The sequence below is a fragment of the Leisingera sp. ABD4_442 genome, from assembly GCF_056160905.1.
In genome coordinates this window covers 1-22,236 of sequence record NZ_JBSWYB010000051.1, presented here as the reverse complement: position 1 = coordinate 22,236, position 22,236 = coordinate 1, and the positions used below count along the sequence as shown (strand labels likewise).

Annotated in this window: 20 protein-coding genes; 7 read left to right on the top strand and 13 right to left on the bottom strand. The window is 61.5% G+C overall.

Translation table 11 applies throughout. The annotated features are described in order from the left end of the window. Positions 1–243 precede the first annotated feature (243 nt). Together ACXAHG_RS21975 and ACXAHG_RS21970 are read right to left on the bottom strand one after the other, a co-directional pair. The gene (locus ACXAHG_RS21975) at positions 244–1,605 is read right to left on the bottom strand and encodes a HAMP domain-containing protein (RefSeq protein WP_475060768.1); all 1,362 of its coding nucleotides are present in this window, start codon (positions 1,603–1,605) and stop codon (positions 244–246) included. A 142-nt stretch (positions 1,606–1,747) separates the two neighbouring features. Further along, complete coding sequence (locus ACXAHG_RS21970) at positions 1,748–2,497, bottom strand: phosphate/phosphite/phosphonate ABC transporter substrate-binding protein (RefSeq protein WP_475060774.1); 750 nt, start codon at positions 2,495–2,497, stop codon at positions 1,748–1,750. Here ACXAHG_RS21970 and ACXAHG_RS21965 point away from each other — a divergent pair. Then, entirely contained in the window at positions 2,429–2,629 is a 201-nt protein-coding gene (locus tag ACXAHG_RS21965) for a hypothetical protein (protein WP_475045563.1), read from the top strand. The two genes, ACXAHG_RS21970 and ACXAHG_RS21965, sit on opposite strands and share 69 nt — an antisense overlap. A gap of 412 nt (positions 2,630–3,041) precedes the next feature. Here ACXAHG_RS21965 and ACXAHG_RS21960 read toward each other — a convergent pair whose 3' ends face one another. The 4 genes from ACXAHG_RS21960 to ACXAHG_RS21945 form a co-directional block, all read right to left on the bottom strand. Beyond that, entirely contained in the window at positions 3,042–3,815 is a 774-nt protein-coding gene (locus ACXAHG_RS21960) for an IclR family transcriptional regulator (RefSeq protein ID WP_475045396.1), read from the bottom strand. 13 nt (positions 3,816–3,828) lie between these two features. Beyond that, positions 3,829–5,187, bottom strand: a complete 1,359-nt coding sequence (locus ACXAHG_RS21955) for a TRAP transporter large permease (RefSeq protein ID WP_475045398.1) — start codon at positions 5,185–5,187, stop codon at positions 3,829–3,831. Beyond that, on the bottom strand, positions 5,187–5,855 hold the full coding sequence (locus ACXAHG_RS21950; RefSeq protein ID WP_475060765.1) for a TRAP transporter small permease: 669 nt from the start codon (positions 5,853–5,855) through the stop codon (positions 5,187–5,189). Before ACXAHG_RS21950 ends, ACXAHG_RS21955 begins: the two co-directional genes overlap by 1 nt. Positions 5,856–5,969: 114 nt before the next feature. Continuing rightward, a complete protein-coding gene (locus ACXAHG_RS21945) occupies positions 5,970–7,202 on the bottom strand; it encodes a TRAP transporter substrate-binding protein (RefSeq protein WP_475060763.1) in 1,233 nt (410 codons plus the stop codon). 110 nt (positions 7,203–7,312) lie between these two features. Here ACXAHG_RS21945 and ACXAHG_RS21940 point away from each other — a divergent pair, with 110 nt between their 5' ends. Then, on the top strand, positions 7,313–8,908 hold the full coding sequence (locus tag ACXAHG_RS21940; protein WP_475060760.1) for a GMC family oxidoreductase: 1,596 nt from the start codon (positions 7,313–7,315) through the stop codon (positions 8,906–8,908). A gap of 38 nt (positions 8,909–8,946) precedes the next feature. On the opposite strand, the gene ACXAHG_RS21935 is transcribed toward ACXAHG_RS21940, so the two are convergent. Next, positions 8,947–12,126, bottom strand: a complete 3,180-nt coding sequence (locus ACXAHG_RS21935) for a spondin domain-containing protein (protein ID WP_475060758.1) — start codon at positions 12,124–12,126, stop codon at positions 8,947–8,949. 312 nt (positions 12,127–12,438) lie between these two features. On the opposite strand from ACXAHG_RS21935, the gene ACXAHG_RS21930 reads away from it, so the two are divergent. After that, entirely contained in the window at positions 12,439–13,347 is a 909-nt protein-coding gene (locus ACXAHG_RS21930; RefSeq protein ID WP_475060755.1) for a LysR family transcriptional regulator, read from the top strand. Here the strand turns inward: ACXAHG_RS21930 and ACXAHG_RS21925 are convergent. The 6 genes from ACXAHG_RS21925 to ACXAHG_RS21900 form a co-directional block, all read right to left on the bottom strand. Then, positions 13,334–13,768, bottom strand: coding sequence for an energy transducer TonB (locus tag ACXAHG_RS21925; RefSeq protein WP_475060771.1), 435 nt, complete (start codon positions 13,766–13,768; stop codon positions 13,334–13,336). The two genes, ACXAHG_RS21930 and ACXAHG_RS21925, sit on opposite strands and share 14 nt — an antisense overlap. A gap of 395 nt (positions 13,769–14,163) precedes the next feature. Continuing rightward, entirely contained in the window at positions 14,164–14,553 is a 390-nt protein-coding gene (locus tag ACXAHG_RS21920; protein WP_475045412.1) for an ExbD/TolR family protein, read from the bottom strand. Further along, entirely contained in the window at positions 14,553–14,894 is a 342-nt protein-coding gene (locus tag ACXAHG_RS21915) for an ExbD/TolR family protein (protein ID WP_475060753.1), read from the bottom strand. Before ACXAHG_RS21915 ends, ACXAHG_RS21920 begins: the two co-directional genes overlap by 1 nt. A 31-nt stretch (positions 14,895–14,925) precedes the next feature. Further along, complete coding sequence (locus ACXAHG_RS21910; protein ID WP_475060750.1) at positions 14,926–15,579, bottom strand: MotA/TolQ/ExbB proton channel family protein; 654 nt, start codon at positions 15,577–15,579, stop codon at positions 14,926–14,928. Then, positions 15,576–16,007, bottom strand: coding sequence for a hypothetical protein (locus tag ACXAHG_RS21905; RefSeq protein WP_475045418.1), 432 nt, complete (start codon positions 16,005–16,007; stop codon positions 15,576–15,578). The genes ACXAHG_RS21910 and ACXAHG_RS21905 overlap by 4 nt, the downstream gene beginning before the upstream one ends. A gap of 22 nt (positions 16,008–16,029) precedes the next feature. Then, positions 16,030–18,117: a TonB-dependent receptor plug domain-containing protein gene (locus ACXAHG_RS21900; RefSeq protein ID WP_475060747.1), complete on the bottom strand. Its 2,088-nt coding sequence runs from the start codon at positions 18,115–18,117 to the stop codon at positions 16,030–16,032. Between the two features lie 233 nt (positions 18,118–18,350). Here ACXAHG_RS21900 and ACXAHG_RS21895 point away from each other — a divergent pair, with 233 nt between their 5' ends. Genes ACXAHG_RS21895 through ACXAHG_RS21880 form a run of 4 tightly spaced genes read left to right on the top strand, consistent with a single transcriptional unit; the run spans position 18,351 to position 22,149 of the window. Continuing rightward, positions 18,351–19,403, top strand: a complete 1,053-nt coding sequence (locus ACXAHG_RS21895) for a hemin-degrading factor (protein WP_475045421.1) — start codon at positions 18,351–18,353, stop codon at positions 19,401–19,403. Further along, a complete protein-coding gene (locus ACXAHG_RS21890) occupies positions 19,403–20,290 on the top strand; it encodes a heme/hemin ABC transporter substrate-binding protein (RefSeq protein ID WP_475045423.1) in 888 nt (295 codons plus the stop codon). The genes ACXAHG_RS21895 and ACXAHG_RS21890 overlap by 1 nt, the downstream gene beginning before the upstream one ends. Next, on the top strand, positions 20,274–21,350 hold the full coding sequence (locus ACXAHG_RS21885) for a FecCD family ABC transporter permease (RefSeq protein ID WP_475045424.1): 1,077 nt from the start codon (positions 20,274–20,276) through the stop codon (positions 21,348–21,350). The genes ACXAHG_RS21890 and ACXAHG_RS21885 overlap by 17 nt, the downstream gene beginning before the upstream one ends. Before the next feature lie 10 nt (positions 21,351–21,360). Continuing rightward, entirely contained in the window at positions 21,361–22,149 is a 789-nt protein-coding gene (locus tag ACXAHG_RS21880) for a heme ABC transporter ATP-binding protein (RefSeq protein WP_475045426.1), read from the top strand. The last annotated feature ends 87 nt before the right edge of the window (positions 22,150–22,236 follow it).

Sequence of the window (22,236 nt, the reverse complement as noted above, 5' to 3'; positions counted from 1 at the left end):
AATCCATCTCAAGGCATCTTTGTCCCCCAAAATTCCATATGTAAAATCGCAAAAAACAATCTAACTATAGGCAGAACCTATGAATGGAACGCACCCGATTTCCCGGGGCATATGCCCGGCGCAGAGGCTTGCCGCCTCTGCCGCGCGCGCTCTTGCGGCCCGCCGCAGGGAGGCAGAGCGTCAGGCGGCCCGCCTGCTGCGGTGCCCGTGCGGAGATTTATTAGAGACAGGCGAAGCCAAGGGTCACCCTGGTTCGAAATCGCGGGCCTGTTCAAACGAGCAGCGGAAAGTAAACGTCGACCCCGCGCCCAAAGAGGAGTCAACGGTAATCTCCCCGCCCATGAGCCGGGCAAGACGCGACGCAATGCTGAGACCCAGGCCCGTGCCGCCGAAATCGCGGGTCGGGGTGCTGTTGGCCTGGGAGAACGCGCTGAAGATACTGGCCAGCTTGTCCTCTGGAATGCCCACCCCGGTATCCTGAACTGCAATAGCCAGCTGGAGCTGCGATCCCGCTTCCTGGCCGGATACCCGGACCGTCACAGACCCCTGCTCAGTGAACTTCACAGCATTGCCGACCAGGTTGACAATGATCTGCCGGATGCGCCCCTCGTGACCCAGAACGGAGCCGGGCAAGCCCGGCGCATAGTCCAGGGTCAAGGCTACCTGGCTCTCCGCTGCCTTTGGGCTCAGCATCAGTACCACGCTGGAAAGAGTTTCCTTCAGGTCGAGCGGTGCCTTTCGCAGCTCCAGCTTGCCGGCTTCTATCTTGGAGAAGTCGAGGATCTCGTTGATGATGTCCAGCAAGGCTTCGCCAGATTCCAGGATGGTTCTCGCATAAAGCGCCTGATCCTCGTCCAGCTCCGTTTCTTCAAGCAGCGACGCCATTCCAAGAACCGCATTCATCGGCGTTCTTATCTCGTGGCTCATCGTCGCCAAAAACTCCGATTTTGCCTTGTTTCCCGCCTCCGCTGCCCGGGTCCGCTCTTTCACCTTGTCTTCAAGCGTTTCCGTCAACGCCTTCAGTTCTGCGTTACTGTGATCGAGATAGCCCAGAACATCGCCGAAGGCCTGAGCCAGGCGTCCGATTTCGTCCTGGCCGCAATCCGGCGGACGGCACACATTGCCGCCGCGGCGTATGCTGGATGCAAACTTTGTCAGCCGCAGCACCGGGCTGGTGATCCGGTTGGACATGATGACAGCAGCGGCCGATGCAAGCAGGGCAGAAAGGCCGGAAAGCAGAAGAATTTGCTGCGCATGCGCCATCGTTTCCTTTTCCAGCCTTTCCGTGGAGAACTCCAGAACCACGTAGCCAAGCCGTGAATCGGCAGTGGCCAGAACCGGGCCGGCGACCCTGATCTGATTGTTTTCAGCCAGCGCTGCCCACGTCTTTTCATCCCTGGGGTCCTGCAAAATCGGATCTGCAAACCGTTGGCCCCGAAGAGGATTGGCATCGCTTCCGTCTGTCAGCACCCTGGTGCCGGCGTCCAGGATCAGCGCGCGGACCGCGCCTTCGCTGGCCAATACGGAACCGGCTTGCTGGCGCAAGTGCTTGATGTCCAGTTCATACAGCGGCTCCAGCACGGCCTCGGCAAGGGTTTTGCCCAAGTCCATCACATGGCGTTCATAAGCAGAGATTGCAGTCTTGTGGGCCAGCCTGACCGAAATGAAGGAAATAGAACCGGCAACGGCCAGAACAATCAGAACGGTGTAGGCAACCAGCTTACTGCGAAGACCCGGCGCCTGCATGTCAGCTGCCTCCAAGGAGATTTGAAACCGGTTTCTGAAATTGCTCCAGCACATCCAGGGTCTGATCAGGGATTGCGTCGAATTTTGTTGTTCCCTCAAAGCTTTGCAAGGCCTGCCGGCCAGCCTCGCTTTGATCCAAGCCAATCAGAACAGTCAGCAGCGTGCTGGAAAACTCCTCCGGCGCTCCTGGCGGCACACTGACGACATGGCGGGGGATCGCCGCAGTCTCAGCAAGGATTTCAAGATCGCCCAGGTCCCCGCCCGCCCGCATCTTCAATCCCCGCAGCGACATGGCTCCAGCATCTACCAGGCCGCGCAGCACCCACTCGAGCGTGTTTTCATCATCACCTGAAAATACATACCCTGCCGCGCCTTCAGGGCGCTGCGACCGCGGCCCATCCAGCGCGGTCAAGGGCACGGACTGTGCGCGTATCTCCAGCCACGGCAGGAAATAGCCGCTGGAGGAAAACGCTTCTTCAAATGCAACAACGCGGCCTTTCAAGTCCTGCAGCGAACGGATGCCGCTGTCCCGGCGGGCAAAAATGACAGAGTGATAAAGACCGATGCCCCGCTTCCATTGCCGGGCCAGCAGCCGGCTGCCGCTTTTGGCCCTGACCGCCAAAGAAACCAGAGGGCTGTCGACATAAACATCGACCTCGCCCTTGCGCAGGAGCTGCGCCATATGGCCAACATCCCGCGCGATGACAACCTGGCCCCCTGTAAAACCCAGAACCTGCAACTCTGCCGCCAAATGCCGGGCGAATGGCAGGAAACTGCGGGTTTCCTTGACCGGTTCATCGCTGATTGTTCCAATTACCAATTCGCGTGCCGCAGCTGCCTGGCCCAGCAACATGCCAAACCAAAGGCAGAACAGGAGGACTGATCTTCTGATCTTCATGAAAGGCCCTTTTCTTTGACAAACGCGATTACCGTCTAATTCAATATCGCAGAAATTGCGCTCCGAAAGGTAAAGGAAAGATTTTTAATTGTTAAGCAACAGCCGTTTCACTGGCCAATTTACCCGGAATGCGGACGTTTTCGACTGCCTATGCAGAATGAATGGGTCCTGACCCTTGGGTCTGGATAAATCTATATGGTGCCGGCCTGCATTGTGAGGACCTGCCTGAGGCGCCCTTAGGGACTTTACGGCGCTTATTTCTGGTCAGCGGGAAAAGGGCGCATACCCCAGCCTGTGCTGAGATGCAGACATGCCACTGAGCGCGTCAGAAATTCCGGAACACACTGGCGTCTGGCCGCGGGATCTGTTGCTGCGCGTGCGGTCAGCGCCGAAGGCGTCACGCAAGGCTGGAAAGGCCTGCCGCGGCTTTTTGCAGGGCCGGCAAAAACTCCGTCAGATCCTGCAAGCTGCGGCGCTGGACAGGCGCATGGACCGACAATGTCGCCATCAGCCGGTTACGAACGTCCCGCACGGGAACAGCGACAGCGACCATGCCGGCGATGAATTCCTCGTCATCGGTGGAGTAACCACGGCTGGCGATGGCCTCAAGCTCGGTGCTGAGCAGGTTCGGATCGGTGCGGGTCCGGCCGGTTACAGCTTCCAGCGGGCGGGCCCGCAATACCGCCTCCAGCGTGCTGGCCTTCAGCGTCGAAAGATACATTTTGCCACTGGCAGTGCAATGAAACGGCACCTGGGTACCGATCGGCAGCTGGATGCGCAGCGGCCATTTGGTCTCTACCCGGTCCAGATAGATCATCCCCTCGCGGTCGGGGGTGGCAAGATTGCAGGTCTCCCCCAATTCCTCAGCAACGCTTTTCAGGATACTGAGGCGGGCAGTGCGCAGGTGCTCGGACGACATGGTGTTCAAGGCCAGCTTGCGCAACCGCGGGCCGGGCCCGTAGGCCCGCCCGTCCAGGTCGCGCTGCAAAAACCCTTCGGCCTCTGCGGTTTGCATCAGGCGGTGGACCGTGGGCTTGGGCAGGCCCATGGCCTCGATCATCTCGGCAGGCTTCACTGCCACCCCGCGCCGGGCCACTTCCTCCAGCAGCACCAGCAAGCGCAGGTTGGTGGGGATCTGCCCCTCTTTCTTTTCCGGCGTATCCGCTGCCATCGCCGCCTCATCGCTATTTGTTGGGCAGCAGCACCAGGGCGAAGTCAGGCACCAGCGAAACCAGCACCCAAACCCCGATCAGGGCTGCAAGGTAAGGAACCGTATAGCGGAGCAGGCGGAAATACGGAACACCGGTGACACCGGATGCGACGTAGAGGTTCAGCCCGTAGGGCGGGGTGATGAAGCCAATGGAGGCGCCAACCAGGAAGATCACCGAGAAGTGGATCGGATCGACCCCGACAGAGGCCGCAATCGGGGCCAGGATCGGCGCCAGGATAATGGTCACTGGCAGGCTTTCCAGCACCATGCCGGAGAAGAACACAATCACCATCGAAGTGAAAAGCACCGCGTGGTAGCCGCCCATCGAGGTTACAAACCCGCCGATGGCCTGCTGTGCGCCCAGGAGCGAAAGGATCTGCTGCATCACCACGGATATCGCGATCAGCGGTGCCAGGATGCCGGTGATCTGGGCCGAGCGCACCACGATGCCCGGAATCTGCGGGATGGTGAAGCCCTCGACCACCAGCATTTCGGCAAAGGATTTTTCTTCCCATGTCTTGTCATTGCTGGCTCTGGTGATTTTGGTCACCAGCCAGGACAGAACGCCTGCGATGACGCAGAAGCCGACGGTGACGCCTGCGGCTTCTGTCGGGGAGAACTTGCCGGTGTAGATGCCCCAGAGCACCAGCCCGATAGCAAAGAAGCCAAGCCAGGCGCCGAAGGCGGTTTTCAGGACCCGGTTCAGCTGCAAGGGGATCAGGAAGCCCCAGCCGTTGCGGTAGCAGATGATCCAGCAGGCGAGCTGCATGCCGATGACCATCATTGCGCCGGGCAGGATGCCCGCCACAAACAGGTCCGAGATCGGCAGGTTCATCAGGAAGCCGTAGACGATAAAGATGATTGAGGGCGGGATGATGATGCCGACGGTGCCGCCCGCGGCGGCGGTGGCGGCAGAGAACCGCTCGTCATAGCCGCCCTTGACCATCTCCGGGTGCAGCATCGAGCCGATGGTGGCGGTGGTCGCCGAGTTGGAGCCGGAGATCGCGGCAAACAGCCCGCAGGCGCCGAGCGAGGCCATCGCCAGCCCGCCGCGCATCCAGCCGAGGCAGGCATAGGCGAAATCCGAAAGCCGCCGGGCGATGCCCGACTGGTTGATCAGGTCGCCGGTCAGGATGAACAGCGGCATCGCCAAGAGCGCAAAGCCCTTGTTGAAGACGTTCAGAAGCTCGGCACCCATATTGTCGAGCGTCAGCCCCAGCACGAAGGAGCAGCCGATGACCCAATAACCGATGACCAGCAGCACCGGCACACCCAGCATGAACAGAAAGGTGACCCCGATCGAGATCAGCGTGACCCAGGTTCCGGTATCCATTACACGTCTCCTCCGATCACGGCCTGTTTGATCAGCGGCGCGCCGCTGCGGTAGTTGCGGATGTCATCGGCGAGGTTTTCAAACACCCGGGCGATCATCAGGACAAAGGACATCGGCGCGGTAATCAGGAACCACCATTGAAGCACGCTGTCGGTGCCCAGCACGATCTGGAAATTCGAGGCCGACAGCGCGGTCAGCCGGGTTGTGGTGACAAAAACGATGACGGCAAAGCCGAACCACAGCACTGCGTCCAGGCCCAGGCAGCCCATCTGCGCCCAGCGGGGCATGACGGTGCGGAATTCAGAGAAGCTGAGATGGGTGCGCAGCCGCACGTTGAAGGCGGCACCGAACCAAGCCATGATCATGAATAGCAGCGGCGGAATGGTGGTGGACCAGGGCTGCTGGTTCTTGAACACGAAGCGGTCAATCACCCCCCAGAAAATGATGAAGGCAATCGCCAGGTAGCTCCACACCATGATGGTGCGTTCCAGATGCCGGTCCAAGAGCGGCACCAGCCGGTAGGCCAGCATCACCAAAAGGCCACCGAGCGCGGCGGCGGCGGTGCCCAGCACCCAGGCGGCATTGCTTTCCAGGGCGTTGCGGATTTCCCAGCTGTCCTGGGACGCGAAAGCGCTGAAAATGGCGGTGATATCCGGCCAAAGCTGCATGTGTTCCTCCCCTCATTACCCCTGTCATTGCCCCTGTGATCCTGCCGGATCCTGCCGGGCAAACAAGGCCGGCGCAGTCCGGCGCCGGCCCCGTTGTGTTTGTTCAGGCCTTTGTCAGCCTTTCCACCAGCGGCGCGGCTCCACGTTTTCGGGCTTCATGTCTTTTTCGACTTGGCGCGCGATGGTGTAGATTTCCTGATAGGTGTCGATGCCGCCGGCCCATTTGTTCAGACGGTCGCGCCACTGCTCCCACAGCTGCGGCTGGAACTCGGGCGAACACATTTCCTCAGCCATGCGGATTTCGCTGTCCGGCAGGAAGGCAGGGCGCACGCCATGTTCGACAAACATGGTGCCCGGGAGTTGCGGATCCGAGAAGCCGACAGTCTTGACCAGTGCTGCCTCATTCGCGGCCTGCACATGGGCCTGGGCCCAATAGGCGCTCTCCATCACCGCGTCCTGCAGGTAGCCTTCGAGCCCGTCAAACACCTTGGCCGACATCGAGGTGTGCTCAGTGCCGCAGAAAAACTTGAGGTCGACGGACTGGCTGACCACCGGCGACATGTTGGCATAGGCCACGGCCGAGGCCCAGGTTTCGGCGCCGTCGATCAGGCCCTGTTTCAACCCGTCCAGGGTTTCTTCCCAGGCCACGGGGACCGGGTTCAGGTTCAGCGCCTTCATGGCGATGCGGCCCAGCTGGGTGCCGGTGACGCGGTTCTTGGTCCCGAACAGCTGTTCCAGCTTGGTGATGGTCGGCTGGTCCTTGTATTTCAGGCCCAGCTGAATACCGCGCAGTTCACAGTGGCTGAACAGGAATTTCAGCCCGTGGCGCTTCTCCAGCGGGTCGCGCAGGATTTCCTGGCTCTTGGGGTGATAGAGGAAGTGGTACTGGGACGCGCGGCCGGGGAACATGAAGGCATAGTCCAGCACGTTCAGATAGGGTGCGCCGCCGGCCGAGTTCTGGGTCGAGGCCGCATAGATGTCGACAATGCCCTGCTGGGTTTTCTCGACGCAGGACAGCTGGCCGCAGATCTGGTTGTCGCCGATGAACTCGATGCGGATTTCACCGTCGGTGCGGGCCTCCAGATCGCGGGCAAACTCCAGCGCGCCGGCCCGTTCGATCAGCAGGTTGCGCGCGTTAAACCCTGAGGCGCCGAATTTCAGCGTGTGTTTGGCGGGCTTGGAAAAACGCTTTTCGTAGGTTGATTCTGCGGCAGAGGCGAGGTTCGCCAGGCTCATCGCGCCGCCGAAGCCGCCCGCCGCCAGCAAGGTCGAACTCATCCCGTAAGTCCCTGCCACACGGAACAGATCCCGCCGCGAAATCCGGCTCAGTTTGTTAGTCAGCCCCATAATTCTCCTCCCTAAGATCAATTATTGAGACGTTTCGTATCAAAAAAAGCTAGATCATTTTACACATCCTGTATAGAAGTTTTTTCATCAAGGGTTCGGGAGGACTGGTTTTGGACGCGGATTTCATTGTCATCGGTGCGGGGTCGTCAGGTTGCGTTATTGCCAACCGGCTGAGTACGGATCCGCGCAATAAGGTCATTCTGCTGGAAGCGGGGGGGCCGGACACCAATCCGTGGATCCATATCCCGGTCGGCTACTTCAAAACCATGCACAACCCATCCGTCGACTGGTGCTACAAAACGGAGCCGGATCCGGGACTGAACGGGCGGTCCATCGACTGGCCGCGGGGCAAGGTGCTGGGCGGGTCTTCCTCGCTCAATGGGCTTTTGTATGTGCGCGGCCAAAGGCAGGACTACGACCGCTGGCGCCAGATGGGCAACGAAGGCTGGGGCTGGGACGATGTACTGCCGCTTTTCAAACGTTCCGAGGATCAAGAGCGCGGGGCGGATGACTTTCACGGCACCGGCGGGCCGCTGGCGGTGTCCAACATGCGGATACAGCGCCCGATCTGCGATGCCTGGATCGCGGCCGCGCAAGACGCCGGGTATCCGTTCAACCCTGACTACAACGGGGCGGAGCAGGAGGGCGTTGGCTATTTCCAACTGACCACCCGCAACGGACGGCGCTGCAGTGCAGCGGTGGCGTTTTTGAAACCGGCGCGCAACAGGGCCAATCTGCAGATCATCACCCGCGCGATGGTGGAAAAGATTGACATGGACGGGCGCAAAGTGACCGGCGTCACCTATTTGGACAGGGCAGGCCAGCGCCAGTCCATTGCCGCGCGCAAGGAAGTGGTCCTTTCAGCCGGCGCCATCAATTCCCCGCAAACGCTGATGCTGTCCGGAATAGGCCCGGCAGAGCAGCTCAGGGCCAATGGGATCGAACCGCTGGTGGACCTGCCAGGCGTCGGCCAGGGGCTGCAGGACCACTTGCAGGCCAGACTGGTTTACAAATGCAACGAGCCGACCCTGAACGACGAAGTGCGCAGCCTGTTCAATCAGGCGCGGATTGCCTTGAAATACGCGCTGTTCCGGTCCGGGCCAATGACCATGGCCGCCAGCCTTGCCACTGGTTTCATGAAAACCCGGCCTGAGGCGGCAACGCCGGATATCCAGTTCCATGTGCAACCCTGGTCGGCAGACAGCCCTGGCGAAGGCGTGCATCCATTCTCAGCCTTCACCATGTCGGTATGCCAGCTGCGCCCCGAAAGCCGCGGCGAGATCCGGTTGAATGGCCCTGATCCCAAGACCTATCCCAGGATCTTACCGAACTACCTATCCACCGAAACCGACTGCCGGACCCTTGTGGAGGGCGTGAATATTGCCCGCCGCATTGCCAGGCACAATCCTCTGGCCTCAAAGATCGCCCAAGAGTTCCGGCCCCATGAAGGATTGGCGATGGAGGACTTCGAAGGCACCTTGGACTGGGCGCGCAGCAATTCGGTGTCGATCTACCATCCCACCGGAACCTGCAAAATGGGGCAGGGGGCCGATGCGGTGGTGGACGCACAGCTGCAGGTGCATGGGGTTCAGGGGCTTCGGGTTGCCGATTGCTCGATCATGCCCGAAATCGTTTCCGGCAACACCAATGCCCCGGCAATCATGATCGGAGAAAAGGCCAGCGATCTGGTGCTGGCCGCCGAGTGACGGCAGTGGCGGCCGAATGACCTCCACTGCCTGCTTCATCAGATCAGGAAATGGTCTTCGGTCAGTGCAGATGCCTGCACGTCCAGAAGCGTGATCGAGCCGTCTTCCCCTAGATCGATGATTGTGTTGCTGCCATCCTGCGCAAAGGCGCCGGACAAATCTGCGAAGCTGGCAAAGCCAAAGCTGCCCCCGGTCAGATCCAGCAATTCACCATCGGCGGCGGTGTTGAAGTCCGTGATCACGTCATCCCCGGCATTGTCCCTGAAGACAAAGATGTCGGCGCCGCGGCCGCCCTCAAGGAGATCATTCCCGGTTCCTCCGTCCAGCACATCCGCACGGCGGCCACCCTCAAGACGGTCGTTACCTGCGCCGCCTTCCAGCGTGTCGCGCCCGCCGCCGCCCTCGATCCGGTCATTGCCCGCACCGCCTTCGGCCAGGTCGTTGCCGCGGCCGCCAAGCAGCCGGTCGGCCCCATCGCCGCCATCCAGAGTGTCACTGCCGCGCTGGCCGCGCAGCAGGTCATTGCCGCGGCCCCCGTCGATATAGTCGTTGCCTGCACCACCGGACAGCACATCAGCGCCGCCCTCGGCCAGATCGACAACAATACGCAGCAGCTGCTCTTCTCCGCCGTTGCGGGTAAAGTCGCCCTCCACCAGATCCACCAGTGTGCCCGCAGCGGTGGTGCCGCCCAGGATATTGACCGGCGTACCGCCCGGCAGGCCTTCGGACCCGTTGAACCCGTCGTGCAGGCGGACAACGCCGTTCTCAGCCGTTCCCTGGTCCCGTGCGGTCTGGTTCAGAAATGCTGCACCTTCTTCGGTATTCACCTCAGTGCCCGCATCCAGCACGTCGCTGCCGAAACGCTCAATCACCAGCGGCCCGGCAAAATTGCCATCCTCGTCAAAGATATAGTCCTGCAGCGCATCGTCAGGCGAAGCCAGGAAGGCATCGTTGGAGGGGATCACCATGGTGGCCCAGGTAAAGAAACCCTGGCCGACCTGATCGGGGTTCACGTTGATGGTGAAACTCGCGCTTTCGCCCGGGTCGATCGGCCCCGGCACGCCGTTGCCGCCGATGATGGTGGCATCAACGCCGCCGTCGATGACTTGCTGATTGAACTCGGCAGCGATGCCTTCGACGCTGCCGTCCTCGGCAATGCGCTCAAGCCCGCCGCTGGCGGCCTCGCCATCAGTCCACAGGTCGAAGTTTTCACCGTCATGGAAGCCGAACCAGACAGGGGTCAGGAACGTGCCGCCTTCGCCCAGGGTGTTGGTCACGGTGACGGTGATTGCCTCGCCGTCGCCAACGGCGTCGCCGCGGATCACGTCATTGCCGGCGCCGCCGTTGATCGTGTCGCCGCCAGCGCCGCCGGCCAGCAGGTTATCCCCCGCATCGCCGTTCAGAACGTCGTTGTTGGCCGAGCCGGTCAGGTTCTCGATATTCAAGAGCGTATCCACAACCGCGCCGTTCGGGCCTTGGTAGACTGCTGCGCCGGAGTTCAAGTCAGCGATCACGGCCGCACCGATGTCTTGAAAGTCCGCAGTGTCGATGCCGTCGCCGCCGTCGGTCACATCCGCACCGCCGCCGCCGCGCAGGATGTCATTACCCGCGCCGCCTTCCAGCACGTCGTTGCCGCCACGGCCCACCAGCAAGTCGTTGCCATCGTTGCCCGTCAGTGTGTTGGCACCGCCGTCACCGAACAGCTGGTCGTCATTGCCGGAGCCGTCGAGGTTTTCGAACCCGCTGAAATTTTCGAAAACGGTGGTAGTCTCATTCGGCTGATAGGAGGCGCTGCCAGAACCCAGATCGGCGACCACCTCAGCCCCAATATTGATGAAGCTGTTGGTGTCGACGCCCTCACCGCCGGTCAGAAAATCAGTACCGCCGCCGCCGGCGATGAAGTCGTCGCCATCTCCGCCGTCAATGGCATTCGGAGCCGCACCCAGCGCCCGGATGTCGTCATTGTTGGACGAGCCGGTGATGTTTTCGATCCCGGTGAACTCTTCCTCGATCAGCGGGCCGTTGCCGCCGCCGCCATTGTAGGCTGCGGTCCCCGAACCGTCTGCATTCAGCACAACGGACACACCGGCAATCGAGGCATCCGCTGCCCCTAAGTTGATGTTGGCGAAGGAGTTGGTATCGATGCCGGCGCCGCCGTCGATGGTGTCCACACCGCCGCCGCCGCTGAGGATATCATCGCCAGAGCCGCCGCGCAGCTCATCGCTGCCGCTGCCGCCTTCCAGAAGATCGCTGCCCCGGCCGCCGCGCAGGAAATCGTCGCCTGCACCGCCGTCCAGCGTGTCAGCGCCACGGTTGCCGCGAATATCATCATTGCCGTCACCGCCGTTCAGCACGTCATTGCCGCCTCGGCCGCGCAACAGATCATCACCGTCATTGCCGTTCAGCACATTGGCCCCGCCATTGCCGGTCAGCAGGTCCCCGTTGTCCGATCCCTCAATGTTTTCGACGCTGATCAGCGTGTCGGTTTCGGCCACTTCGTCAAACACATTGCCGCCATCGGCAGCGGGATCCAGCCCGTTCACATCGCCGCCCGCATCCTGGACAATGTCAGTGATGACAGGGCCGTTCTGGCCAGCAGGGGCATTGTGCAGATGAATTGCGCTGACACCCGCAACCGGCAGCAAGTCCGATTCGGCAAGCCCATTGACCGACAAGTCGGAGCTGTAAGTGACACTGCCGCCATCAGACACGATCACCACACGGCCTTGGCCGCTGGCAAGCGAGTCACTGGAATTGCCAGGCTCCTGCGCCGAGTCCAGCTCTGCAAGCAGCGTCAGCGTGCGGATGCCATTGACGGTCTCATCACTGTCAACAAGCAGCTGCCCGCGGATTTCACCACCCGGAAAATCGCTGGTGTGAATATTGTAGTAGAGATTGCCTGCCGCTGCCTGCGCCAGCAAACCGGCTGGCGCCTGGTCAGTGGTCAGCGAGGCAAGCGGCTGATCCTCAACCAGGATCCTGAAGCCTGTTTCACGCGCCGCTGTTCCGGCCTGCAGGCTGGCCTTAACCGGCACGTCGATATCACGGAAATCTGCGGTATCAGACCCTTCTCCGCCATCCAGCGTATCGCTTCCCAGCCCCCCTGTCAGAGTGTCATCGCCACCCAGCCCCTGCAATTTCTCACTGGCGTTGGTCCCGGTAAGGAGATCGGGGCCTTCTGTCCCTGAGATTGGGCCCATATCGATTTGATCAGTCATTGTCTTTCCTCCAGTTGCACCGGCACAGCTCCGTTTGTGCGCGGATGCGACTGACCTGTGACGGCGGAAAAAAAACGCAACGCATCAGATATGAAGCACTGCGCATCATTTTCAGAAATGCGGGATGTTTGGCATAGTATTATGATTTTGCGGGGTTATTTTTCACGATCACAGCAGCACAAGTAAATTTGAGTGGTATTACATCGGTGCTGGGGCTAGCTGGATCCTGACCTTCTTGCCGCTTTGGCCGTGCTCGCTTTTGAATTGTTCCGTGCCATGCAAAACGTCCCGGGCCACAAGCCCGCCCCTGTGATGACTCAAAACTGGGACCTGTTCAGGGTCTTCCTGGCAGTTGCCCGTGCCGGCAGCATTGCCAGCGCAGCCGGCCGCCTGACTGAAAGCCCGGCGACTGTCGGCCGCAAGCTTCGGGAGCTGGAAACGGCACTGTCAGCAACCCTTTTCGACCGCAGCATTTCAGGGGTTCAACTGACCAGTTGCGGACAACAGATCCTGCACCAGGCGGAGCAGATGGAGCATCAGGTGCAGATGATCAATGAATCTGTGTCGGGGCATGACGGCCGGATGACCGGCACAGTGACAGTGGCAGCGCCCAGCGGATTGGGGCAATCCCTGCTGGCGCCTCAGCTGCGGGAATTGCATAACCTCCACCCGGCACTGCGGGTCCGGCTGCTTTTGTCTACCAGCAAGGTGAACCTCTTGAACCGCGAGGCCGATATTGCCGTGCGCATCGGCATCCCCAAGCAGGAGCGGCTGATTGGTCAAAGGCTGGGAACAGTAGAATTCGGGATCTACGCCTCGCATTTATATCTGGATGCTATCACCGCCTTTGAAAGTGCGGCAGACCTCGCGGGGCACAACGTGATCGCTTCTGCCGGTGAACTGGCCCAAACCGTTCAATGCCGCGAGTTTGCCCGGCTGTCAGAAACCTGCAACGTTGCACTGACCACAGACAGTATCTTTGCCCAGCTGGAAGCCGTCAAAAGCGGCTTGGGAATTGCACCGTTTCCCAAGTATCTCAGCCGCGCCCACCCGGATCTGGTGGAACTGCTGCCGGGCCAGCTGAAGGCCAAGGCAGAGCTGTGGCTGCTGGCTCATCCCGACAGCGGAAGCATTTCCCGAATACAAACCGTTAAGTCCTTCGTGACCCGGATCTGCCAGTCCGCAATGGCAGGACATGGATCACCGGTCATTTGCCCTTGATCCTAACGGTATAAGATGTCCTGGCCCCCGCTGGCGGTGGTGGGAACGGCGCAGCCCGGCGCACCTGCATCAACGCGGTATTGTCGAGCTTTGCCGAGCCGGAGCTTTGAACGATTTCAGCCGAGCGCAAGGCGCCGCTGCCAGCAATGGAAAAGCGCACCAGCACCGAGCCGCGGATATTGACGCGCTGACGCTTGGCACGCATCACCCGCCGCAGCACCTGACCGCGGTAGTTGTCTGCAGCAGCATTGCCTTGCTGTTTGACCGTTCCATCAACGACAGACGACTGTCCGGAGCTTTTCTCCGCACGCCCTGCTGATGTTCCCTGTGCGGCGTTCTGCTCCGCATTGTTTCCACGCTGAGGGATCCGGCGGCCGCTCTCGGGCTCAGGCAAAGGTTTCCGGGCCTGCCGCCCGGGCATTTCTTTCACCGGTTCGGCCCTGGTCCTGGCCGCTTGCGGTGCTTGTTCCACTGGGCGGCTTTGCGGCTCCGGAGGCTTTGCCTGCACGGCCGGAAGCACTGGCCTGCTGACCTTAAGCGGCTCCACCACAGGCTGCTGCAGTTGCGGCTTTGGAGGCTGCAGGCTCTCCGGCACTGCAAGATTGGCGGCGATACCCGCCGCCGGAAATGGCTCGGCAGCCACAGGCACGTCCGTACCCTGCACAAGATCGGCAAAGGCCGACCCTGACGCCGCCAACGCTGTATGCCCTCCAGCTTGCCGCGTTTCCTCTTGACCTGAGAGGAGAGCGGCCCCGGCATGGGCGCCAGCAGCCAGGAACAATGCGGCAGCAGCAGCAGCCCGTGAATGCGGCACCCTCATTGCAAAGACCTTTCCGCAACTATCAACACCCGTTTGGCCCCCGACGCGCGCAAAGCATTGCCCAGTTTCACCAGCTCCCGCGCGGGCAGATTACGGTCAGGCACTATGCGCACGGTTTGCAGGCCATCCGCTGTCAATGAAGCTGCATAAGCCGCAGCGTCCGCCTGCACTTCACCGCCATAGGTCAAACGGCCATCTGCGTGCGCAACCAGCGCATCCGGCGGTTCGCGGCCTTCCAGATCCCTAGTCTTGATCAAACTTACATCCCGGTCCAGCGGCACCGTCAGGGTGCCGGCAATCATAAAGAATACCAGCATCAGAAAAACGATGTTGATCAGGGCGATAGTGGGCTCCTTGCCCGCAACTGCCGAAGCTCTGATACGCATCAGCCAAGCACCAAGGTCTGCAGGTTCTCCACTTGGCGCAAAACCGCCAGCAGGTCTATCAGGCGCTGCGCAGACGCATCTGCATCAGGGCTGATCAAAACCAGACGGCCCTTGCTGGTTTCCGGCTGCAGCCGGATCAGCCCGGCGATCCGTTCCAGATCGGCGGGCTGGCCATTGAGGCTCAGGCTTTGCGCACCCAGCTTAACAAACAGCCTTTGCCGGTCCTCGCCCTGGCTGCCCTGGCCTGCGGATATCAGCTCCACTTCGCCGAACTTGGTGAAGGTAGAGCTGAGCATAAAGAACAGCAGCAGAAGAAAGATCACATCAATCAGCGAGGTCATCGACAAGCGGCCGCGCCGTATTCCCTGCAGCCTAAGCGCCATGTGCCACCTGCAAGGAGGTCTGCGCCGCCGGCCCGGAAGGCGCAAAGACGGTGCGCAACGCGCGGTTGGCAAAGACCCGTTCACGCTGCATCCGTGCGGTCAGCCAGCTGAGCACCAGCGATGTGGGCATCGCCACAGCCAGCCCAGCTGCAGTTGTCAGCAGCGCCACCCAGATGCCGCCAGCCAGCAGCGACGGATCCACCGACGCGCCAGCCGCCTGCAGTTTCTGAAACGCCTCGATCATCCCCAGCACGGTGCCGAACAGCCCCAATAGCGGTGCCAGCTGCGCCACCATATCCAGCGCGCCGAGCCCGCGCTCCAGCCTGGAAAAACGCTCTTCCGCCTCAGCGTCGGCGCGGTCGGCCAACAGCTGGTCCGCCCTGCCTTCCAGCACTAGTTGCATCACTGGCGCCAGATAGGATTTGCTGCGGCCCAGACTGTGCAGCGCAGCTGCCGCATCGCCGCGGTCCCAGGCCTCAACCGCCTCCGCAATGGCGCGGTGCTGGCCAACCCGTGCAACGCGGTATTGCCAGATTTTATAGAGCACGAGGGCAGTGGTCAGCACTGAGACCAGCAGCAGCAGCAAGACCACCGGCCCGCCAAGCTCCAGCACTTTGCCAAGCATGTTCTGCAGCGCCGTCATCCTGCCAGCTCCATCACCTTGGAACTTAAGCGCAGGCCACGGCTGCAAGCCGCCTCCGGCAGGTTCTCCCCCGCGCAGGTGCTGGCTCCGTTTATCAGCACCCGGCTGATGCCCCCGCAGGCTTGCGGAAACTGAAACTGCCTCACGCGCGGACGCCCGGCAGGAAGATCCTGAAAATCCAATAGCGTGAGCCGCGCCACTTGGCCTTTGGCGTCGAACAGGACGGTCTCATAGACCGCCTGCGCGACATCAGCAGCATGGCTGTTCTGCACGACAAAGGACAGCTTGCAGGCATCACCCGCCGCCTCCGCCGCACTCAGTTCGATAGAGATGCCCGGAGCGGCAGCCTCTGCCGCTGCCGAATTGCCTGCAGCGGTCAGCACAGCAGCAAGCAGCAGCGGTATCACTGGTGTGTTTCCAAGTGCCATATCACGCCTTTCAGGATCTGCTTCAGAAGGTTTTGGCAAGTGTCAGCTTGAAATTGCGCCCGGCAGCGTCACGCGAATACAGGCTGGGCCTGTAAGCACGGTCAAAGGCGTTTTCGATCCCGACGCGGATCTCGGCCCCCTGCAGCAAACCCGACTGCGGTTTGTAGGTGGCGCGCAGGTTATGCACCCCATAGCCCGCCACTGCAGTGCCGGAGGCATCGAAGCCGGATTTCGCAGCCACCAGCTCCCAGCTCAGATCCAGTGCCTCGCCGAACCGCTTGCCCAGGGTCAGGCGCAGGTCGTCCGCTGCCAGGTTGCGCCAGCGGGCGGCGCTGCCATTGAGGAACTCTTCCCCGTCGGGCAAATTGGCGTTGAGATCCGCATAAAACCCTGTGTCCAGCGCATAGCTGGCCTCAATCTCAAAGCCGCTGGTATCGACCTTGTCCAGCGGAACCGAGGTAAAGGTCGCGGGATCGAAGCTGACATAAGACGTGATGTCGCGAAGCCGGCTTTGGTAATAGTTTACCTTGACCATCAGGCTGTCATTCGAAGCGAACACATCCGCCGCGGCATAAGAACCGCCGATTTCATAGGTGTGCGACCGTTCGGAAACGCCGATACGGGCCGCATTATCGAGATCGTCGATGATCGGCAGGTTCTCGGTGTAGGCTGCACTGCCGAACAAGGCCAGGCCGGTGCCGAACTCATACCGCAGTGACAGCCCGCCCATCAGCGCCGAGGCATCGTGGGTCTGCGATCCGTCATGGGCTTCAATCTCCTGGCTTTCGTAACGCAGGGCCGGCGTGGCCGTCCAACCGCCTGCAGTAATGTCATCGACTGCAAACACCGCATAGCGTTTGGCAGTGCCACCCGGGGCTGACGACGCATCCAGGCGTTCCCGCCGCATCAGTTCCACCCCGGCACGCAGGTCATGAGTGACGCCCCCCGTCGTGAAGTAGCTGCTGTTCTTGACGGTCAGCTTGGTGGTTTCATAACGGTGATCTGCATCCTGGGTGGCACTGCTGAAGGGGGTGCCCGGTGTGCCGCTGCGCGCGCAGGCCGGATCGTTGCGGACAACACCGCCGTCATCGCAGAACGCACTGCCAGAGATATAGGCCTGGTCGATCCTTTGGTCCGCATAGCTAAGGTTCACATCCAGGTTGACCAGGTCGTTGCCAACAGGGTTCCACTGATACCGGATGCCGGCAACCCGGTTGTCGATACGCCGGTCCACGTTCCCAAAGCTGGTGCTGGTCGTGCCAAACCCGTCGTAGGGCACGTCCTTTTCATCGTTCACGCTTTCATTGAGCGATGCGGTTATCGAATGCTCTCCTGCATCGCCAAAGGTGTATTTGCCTTTGATCAGGTAGGAAGGCGTCCGCGACTGGGTATTGGCAACGGTATTGCCATCGCCATTTTCGTATTCTGCCGTATCGCGCAAAGTATAGTTCAGCAGCAGTTCAAAATTCTCGACCGGCTGCCAGGCCAGGATCGACGACGTGGCAAAGCCCTCTCCGTTGCTGGTGGCTTGCAGGGTCTGGCGGAACCGCAGGCCAATTTCACCGCCGGTGAAGTCCGAGGCATCCTTGGTATCCAGTTTGACCAGCCCGCCAATGACACCCGAGCCGTATTCAAAACTGCCGATGGTGCCGCGGATGACAGAGACTTCTTTGTAAAGCTCAGGATCGGTGAACAGCTGGGTGCCGATCCGGTACAGCTCCTCTGACCCGGTGGTGGCCCCGTCCACGATCACCTGCACCTTCTGGTCAGTGCCAAAGCTGCTGGTGGCGCCGAAGCCGCGGATGTTGATCCCGGCGCCGCGCGGTGTGTTGCCGTTGACCAGGTTCACGCCGGGCACCGAGTCGATCAACTCGCCAATTGTGCCCGCCTGCCGGTCGTCTATTTCTTCTTGATTGATGACGGTCAGCGGCACCGCTGTGCTGGTCTGCACTTCCCGCTTGCCTTGACCCAGTTCCACCGTGCCCAGGAAACCATCCTCATCCAGGGTGTCCTGTGCCGCCAGGCTGCTAGCGCTGGCCGCCATGCCCAGCACTGAAACAGTGCCCAGCAGCCGCAGCCCATGTATGCCAGCCTTTTGTTGTTTGCCCATCTCGCGTCCCTTCGCAATTGTCTGTTCTGTCGAACCAAGTGCTTGCGTCGGGGCTGGCGCGGTCGTTTTTCTTGCTGATTTTGCGGAATCTCAAATTCCGCTTGAGCCTGTTAATAAAGGTGATAAAAACAGTCAACATAAATCAACACGCCGTTACTCGCGGCGGCCAGCCGCTGCGCCCTTGTTGCCGCCTCTGCCAGCCCTTTCCCGGTTTCACAGCTGAAGGGGCTGAAATGACTGACACTACCATGACGCCAGCGGCAATCCGCGCCGCCCGCGCCGGGCATTCCGCCTTGCGCGACCGTGACTTTGCGGACAAGTTCGGCATCTCGGAAGGCCAGCTGGTGGCGGCCTTTACAGGCCAAGGCGTGACCCGCATCTCGGCGCATCCCGGCGATATCATGCCGCGGCTGGCGGCCTTAGGAGAAGTAATGGCACTGACCCGCAACGCCTCCTGCGTGATCGAGAAGGTCGGAGTCTATGACAACTACCACTCCGGCCAGCACGCCTCGATGATTCTGAACGACGCCATCGATCTGCGCCTGTTCCCCAAGCATTTCATCTCCGCCTTTGCAGTGGAACGGCAGACAGACAAGGGCATCAAGCGCTCGATCCAGATCTTTGATGCGGCCGGAGATGCAGTCCATAAAGTACACCTGCGCGAGGCGTCGGACCTGGAGGCCTGGAGCCGGCTGGTGGCAGAGCTGACCCTGCCGGAGCAGAGCCAGGAGCTGGCGGTGGCGCCGCGCAAACCTGCCGAAGCGCCTAAGGCCAACCCGGACAAGGTGGACGCGCTGCGCCGCGAATGGGCAAAGATGACGGATACCCACCAGTTCCTGCGGCTGACCTCCAAGCTCAAGATGAACCGGCTGGGCGCCTACCGCATCGCCGGCGAGCCGCTTGCCCGCAAGCTTGATCCCGCCGAGGTTAACACCATGCTGTTTTCGGTGCGCGACCAAGGCGTCGAGGTGATGATCTTCGTGGGCAACATGGGCTGCATCGAGATCCACGGCGGCCCGGTCAAGACCCTGCGCGAGATGGGACCGTGGCAGAACATCCTCGACCCCGGCTTCGACCTGCATCTGCGGCTTGACCATATTGCCGAGGTCTGGGCCGTCACCAAACCAACACAGCGCGGCGATGCCGTCTCGATTGAGGCCTTCGACGCTAACGGCGGTCTGATCCTGCAAGTCTTCGGCCGGCGCAACGGCGATGAGGACCACCGCCCCATGTGGAACGCGATTGTTGAAAACCTCGCGTCCCTGCCGGCCAAGGAGACAGCCTGATGACGATGTTTTCACGTGTCTGCCTTGGTCTGAATGCGGTGTTTGCCGGGCTTGTGACAGGCCATATGGCCCTGGCAGAGCCCGCATCCCGTGTTGTCTCTGTCGGCGGGTCGATCACCGAAATCGTCTATGCCCTTGGGCAGCAGCACCGCCTGGCAGGACGGGACCGCACCTCTACCCATCCGGCAGAGGCCGCAGAGCTGCCCGATATCGGCTATGCCCGGGCTCTGTCCGCAGAAGGCCTGCTGTCCGTTGACCCCGACCTGATCATCGCAATCGAAGGAGCAGGCCCGCCGGAAACGCTCGAGGTGGTCCAGGACGCCCGGGTCGCCTATGTCAGCGTGCCCGAAGACTTCACCGCTGCAGGAATTGCCACCAAAATCCGCGCCGTCGGCACCGCCCTAGGCCAGGAACGCGCAGCCGAGGCCTTGGCTGAAACGGTCACTTCAGAAGTTGCCGCCGCACAGTCAGCCGCCGTTCAGACCGCAGGCGCCAATCCTAAACGGGTGCTCTTCGTCCTCTCCGCCCAAAGCGGCCGGATCATGGCCGGCGGGCGCGGCACGGCAGCCGACGGCATCATCCGGATGGCAGGAGCAGTCAACGCGATGCCCCGGTTCGAAGGCTACAAACCTGTCACGGATGAAGCCATCGCGACAGCAGCTCCGGACGTGATCCTGATGATGGAGCGCACAGGCAGCCATGGCACCAGCACCCAGGACCTGCTGGCCCTTCCTGCGATCGCACCAACCCCGGCGGCGCAAACCGGCAGCGTTGTGCGGATGAACGGGTTGCATCTGCTGGGGTTCGGCCCGCGAACCGCGGCTGCTGTGCGCGACTTGAACCAGGCGTTTTACGGCATGGGAGGCGCGCATGTCTCTGGCAATTGATGCACCCGCCTTGCCCCGCGGCCCCGCCGACCGCCGTATTCAGGCCAAGCGGCTGACATACGCCCTGGCTTTTCTTCTGGCGGTGATTTCCGTCTGTTCCCTGGCCTGGGGCGCTTCTGGCACCTCGCTTTGGCGCGGGCTGGCTGATCTGGCGGCCGGGCGCGAGCTTTCCCGGCTTGACCGGATCGTGCTGTTCGATATCCGCCTGCCGCGCCTAGCCTTGGGTGTTCTGGTCGGCGCCGCATTGGCGGTTTCGGGTGCGGTGATGCAAGGGCTGTTCCGCAACCCGCTGGCGGATCCCGGTATTGTCGGCGTCAGCGCCGGTGCCGGGCTGACCGCAATAACCGCCATCGTTCTGGGCTCGGCTTTGCCCGCAGCGCTGCAAGGGCTGGCCGGTCCGTACCTGGTGCCCATCGCTGCTTTCCTTGGCGGCTGGGGATCCACCCTGCTTCTCTACCGGGTATCCACACGGCGGGGGCAAACATCCGTTGCAACCATGCTGCTGGCAGGGATCGCCCTGGGCGCGCTGTCCGGGGCACTGTCAGGAGTTCTGGTCTATATCGCCGATGACAGCCAGCTGCGGGACCTCACATTCTGGGGCATGGGCTCTCTCGCAGGCGCCACATGGAGCAAGGTTCTGGCAGCAGCGCCTGTAATTGCCCTGGCACTGCTGGCAGCCCCTTTTCTGGCCCGCGGATTGAATGGCCTTGCCCTGGGCGAAGCCGCTGCAGAGCACACAGGCATACCGGTGCAGCGGGTCAAGAACATCGCAATCCTGTCAGTTGCCGGCGCGGCCGGGGCAGCTGTCGCGGTATCCGGCGGCATCGGCTTTATCGGCATTGTGGTGCCGCATCTGCTGCGCCTGGCAACTGGACCGGACCATCACAGCCTGCTGCCCAACGCCGCGCTCCTGGGCGCATCGCTGCTACTGGCCGCTGATATGATCTCACGCACCGTCATTGCGCCGGCGGAATTGCCGATCGGCATCGTTACCGCCGTCCTTGGGGCGCCGGTGTTCCTGTGGATCCTGCTGCGCAGGTTCGGCAATATTGGACTTTGAGGAGGAACACGTGCAGGCAATCGGTATCACGGTAAAACTCGGCCGCCGCACTATTCTGGAGAATGTGGACTTCGAGGCCAGGCCCGGCGAAGTCACCGCCATTGCCGGACCGAACGGGTCTGGTAAAACCACGCTGCTGCGGGCCATGACCGGCGAGGTTCCGTTCTCCGGCCAGGTGCTGCTGAACGGCCAGGACACTGCCAAGACGAAGCCCTGGCAGCTGGCCGCAATCCGGGCAGTTCAGCCGCAATCTGCTGCAGTTGCCTTTCCCTTTACAGTGCTGGAAATCGTCCGCCTTGGTCTGTCCGCCGGACTTGCGGCGGCAGACACCAGCTTGCCCTTGCAGGCGCTGGAGCAGGTTGGCCTTGCAGGCTTTGCCGGCCGAACCTACCAGGATCTTTCAGGCGGAGAACAACAGCGGGTGCAGCTGGCCAGGGTCATGACCCAGGTTTGGGAACCGGTGCTGGATGGCGCCCCGCGCTGGTTGATTCTGGATGAACCGGTCGCAAGCCTGGACATCGGCCACCAGTTTACGGTGATGGATCTGGCCCGCAGCTACGCGCAGCGCGGCGGCGGCGTTGTTTCCGTTATGCACGATTTGAATCTCACCGCCATGTTTGCGGACAAGATCATGCTCATCCATGCAGGCAAAGCTGTGTTCTCAGGCACTCCGCAGGAGGTAATGACCAATGAAACCCTGTCGCAGGTCTACGGCTCCCAGGTGCCAGTCAACACAATGCCGCCTGACGGTGTTCCGTATCTGCTGCCGCAGGCGCGCAATCCTGTGAGCGATATTTGAACCGCGACTCTTGTCTGGGTCCAGGGTAGGTGGCTCACCTCATTTCCTCTAGCATCTTTTCCCGGAAGACCTCTGCTGGGGTCTTCC

What these genes read in the sequence shown, in the direction of transcription:
- ACXAHG_RS21965 (WP_475045563.1), top strand. Translation starts at nt 2,429, where the DNA reads ATGGCCAACATCCCGCGCGATGACAACCTGGCCCCCTGTAAAACCCAG.
- ACXAHG_RS21960 (WP_475045396.1), bottom strand. Translation starts at nt 3,815, where the DNA reads ATGGCAGCGGATACGCCGGAAAAGAAAGAGGGGCAGATCCCCACCAAC.
- ACXAHG_RS21955 (WP_475045398.1), bottom strand. Translation starts at nt 5,187, where the DNA reads ATGGATACCGGAACCTGGGTCACGCTGATCTCGATCGGGGTCACCTTT.
- ACXAHG_RS21950 (WP_475060765.1), bottom strand. Translation starts at nt 5,855, where the DNA reads ATGCAGCTTTGGCCGGATATCACCGCCATTTTCAGCGCTTTCGCGTCC.
- ACXAHG_RS21945 (WP_475060763.1), bottom strand. Translation starts at nt 7,202, where the DNA reads ATGGGGCTGACTAACAAACTGAGCCGGATTTCGCGGCGGGATCTGTTC.
- ACXAHG_RS21935 (WP_475060758.1), bottom strand. Translation starts at nt 12,126, where the DNA reads ATGACTGATCAAATCGATATGGGCCCAATCTCAGGGACAGAAGGCCCC.
- ACXAHG_RS21930 (WP_475060755.1), top strand. Translation starts at nt 12,439, where the DNA reads ATGACTCAAAACTGGGACCTGTTCAGGGTCTTCCTGGCAGTTGCCCGT.
- ACXAHG_RS21925 (WP_475060771.1), bottom strand. Translation starts at nt 13,768, where the DNA reads ATGCCCGGGCGGCAGGCCCGGAAACCTTTGCCTGAGCCCGAGAGCGGC.
- ACXAHG_RS21920 (WP_475045412.1), bottom strand. Translation starts at nt 14,553, where the DNA reads ATGCGTATCAGAGCTTCGGCAGTTGCGGGCAAGGAGCCCACTATCGCC.
- ACXAHG_RS21915 (WP_475060753.1), bottom strand. Translation starts at nt 14,894, where the DNA reads ATGACCTCGCTGATTGATGTGATCTTTCTTCTGCTGCTGTTCTTTATG.
- ACXAHG_RS21910 (WP_475060750.1), bottom strand. Translation starts at nt 15,579, where the DNA reads ATGACGGCGCTGCAGAACATGCTTGGCAAAGTGCTGGAGCTTGGCGGG.
- ACXAHG_RS21905 (WP_475045418.1), bottom strand. Translation starts at nt 16,007, where the DNA reads ATGGCACTTGGAAACACACCAGTGATACCGCTGCTGCTTGCTGCTGTG.
- ACXAHG_RS21900 (WP_475060747.1), bottom strand. Translation starts at nt 18,117, where the DNA reads ATGGGCAAACAACAAAAGGCTGGCATACATGGGCTGCGGCTGCTGGGC.
- ACXAHG_RS21895 (WP_475045421.1), top strand. Translation starts at nt 18,351, where the DNA reads ATGACTGACACTACCATGACGCCAGCGGCAATCCGCGCCGCCCGCGCC.
- ACXAHG_RS21890 (WP_475045423.1), top strand. Translation starts at nt 19,403, where the DNA reads ATGACGATGTTTTCACGTGTCTGCCTTGGTCTGAATGCGGTGTTTGCC.
- ACXAHG_RS21885 (WP_475045424.1), top strand. Translation starts at nt 20,274, where the DNA reads ATGTCTCTGGCAATTGATGCACCCGCCTTGCCCCGCGGCCCCGCCGAC.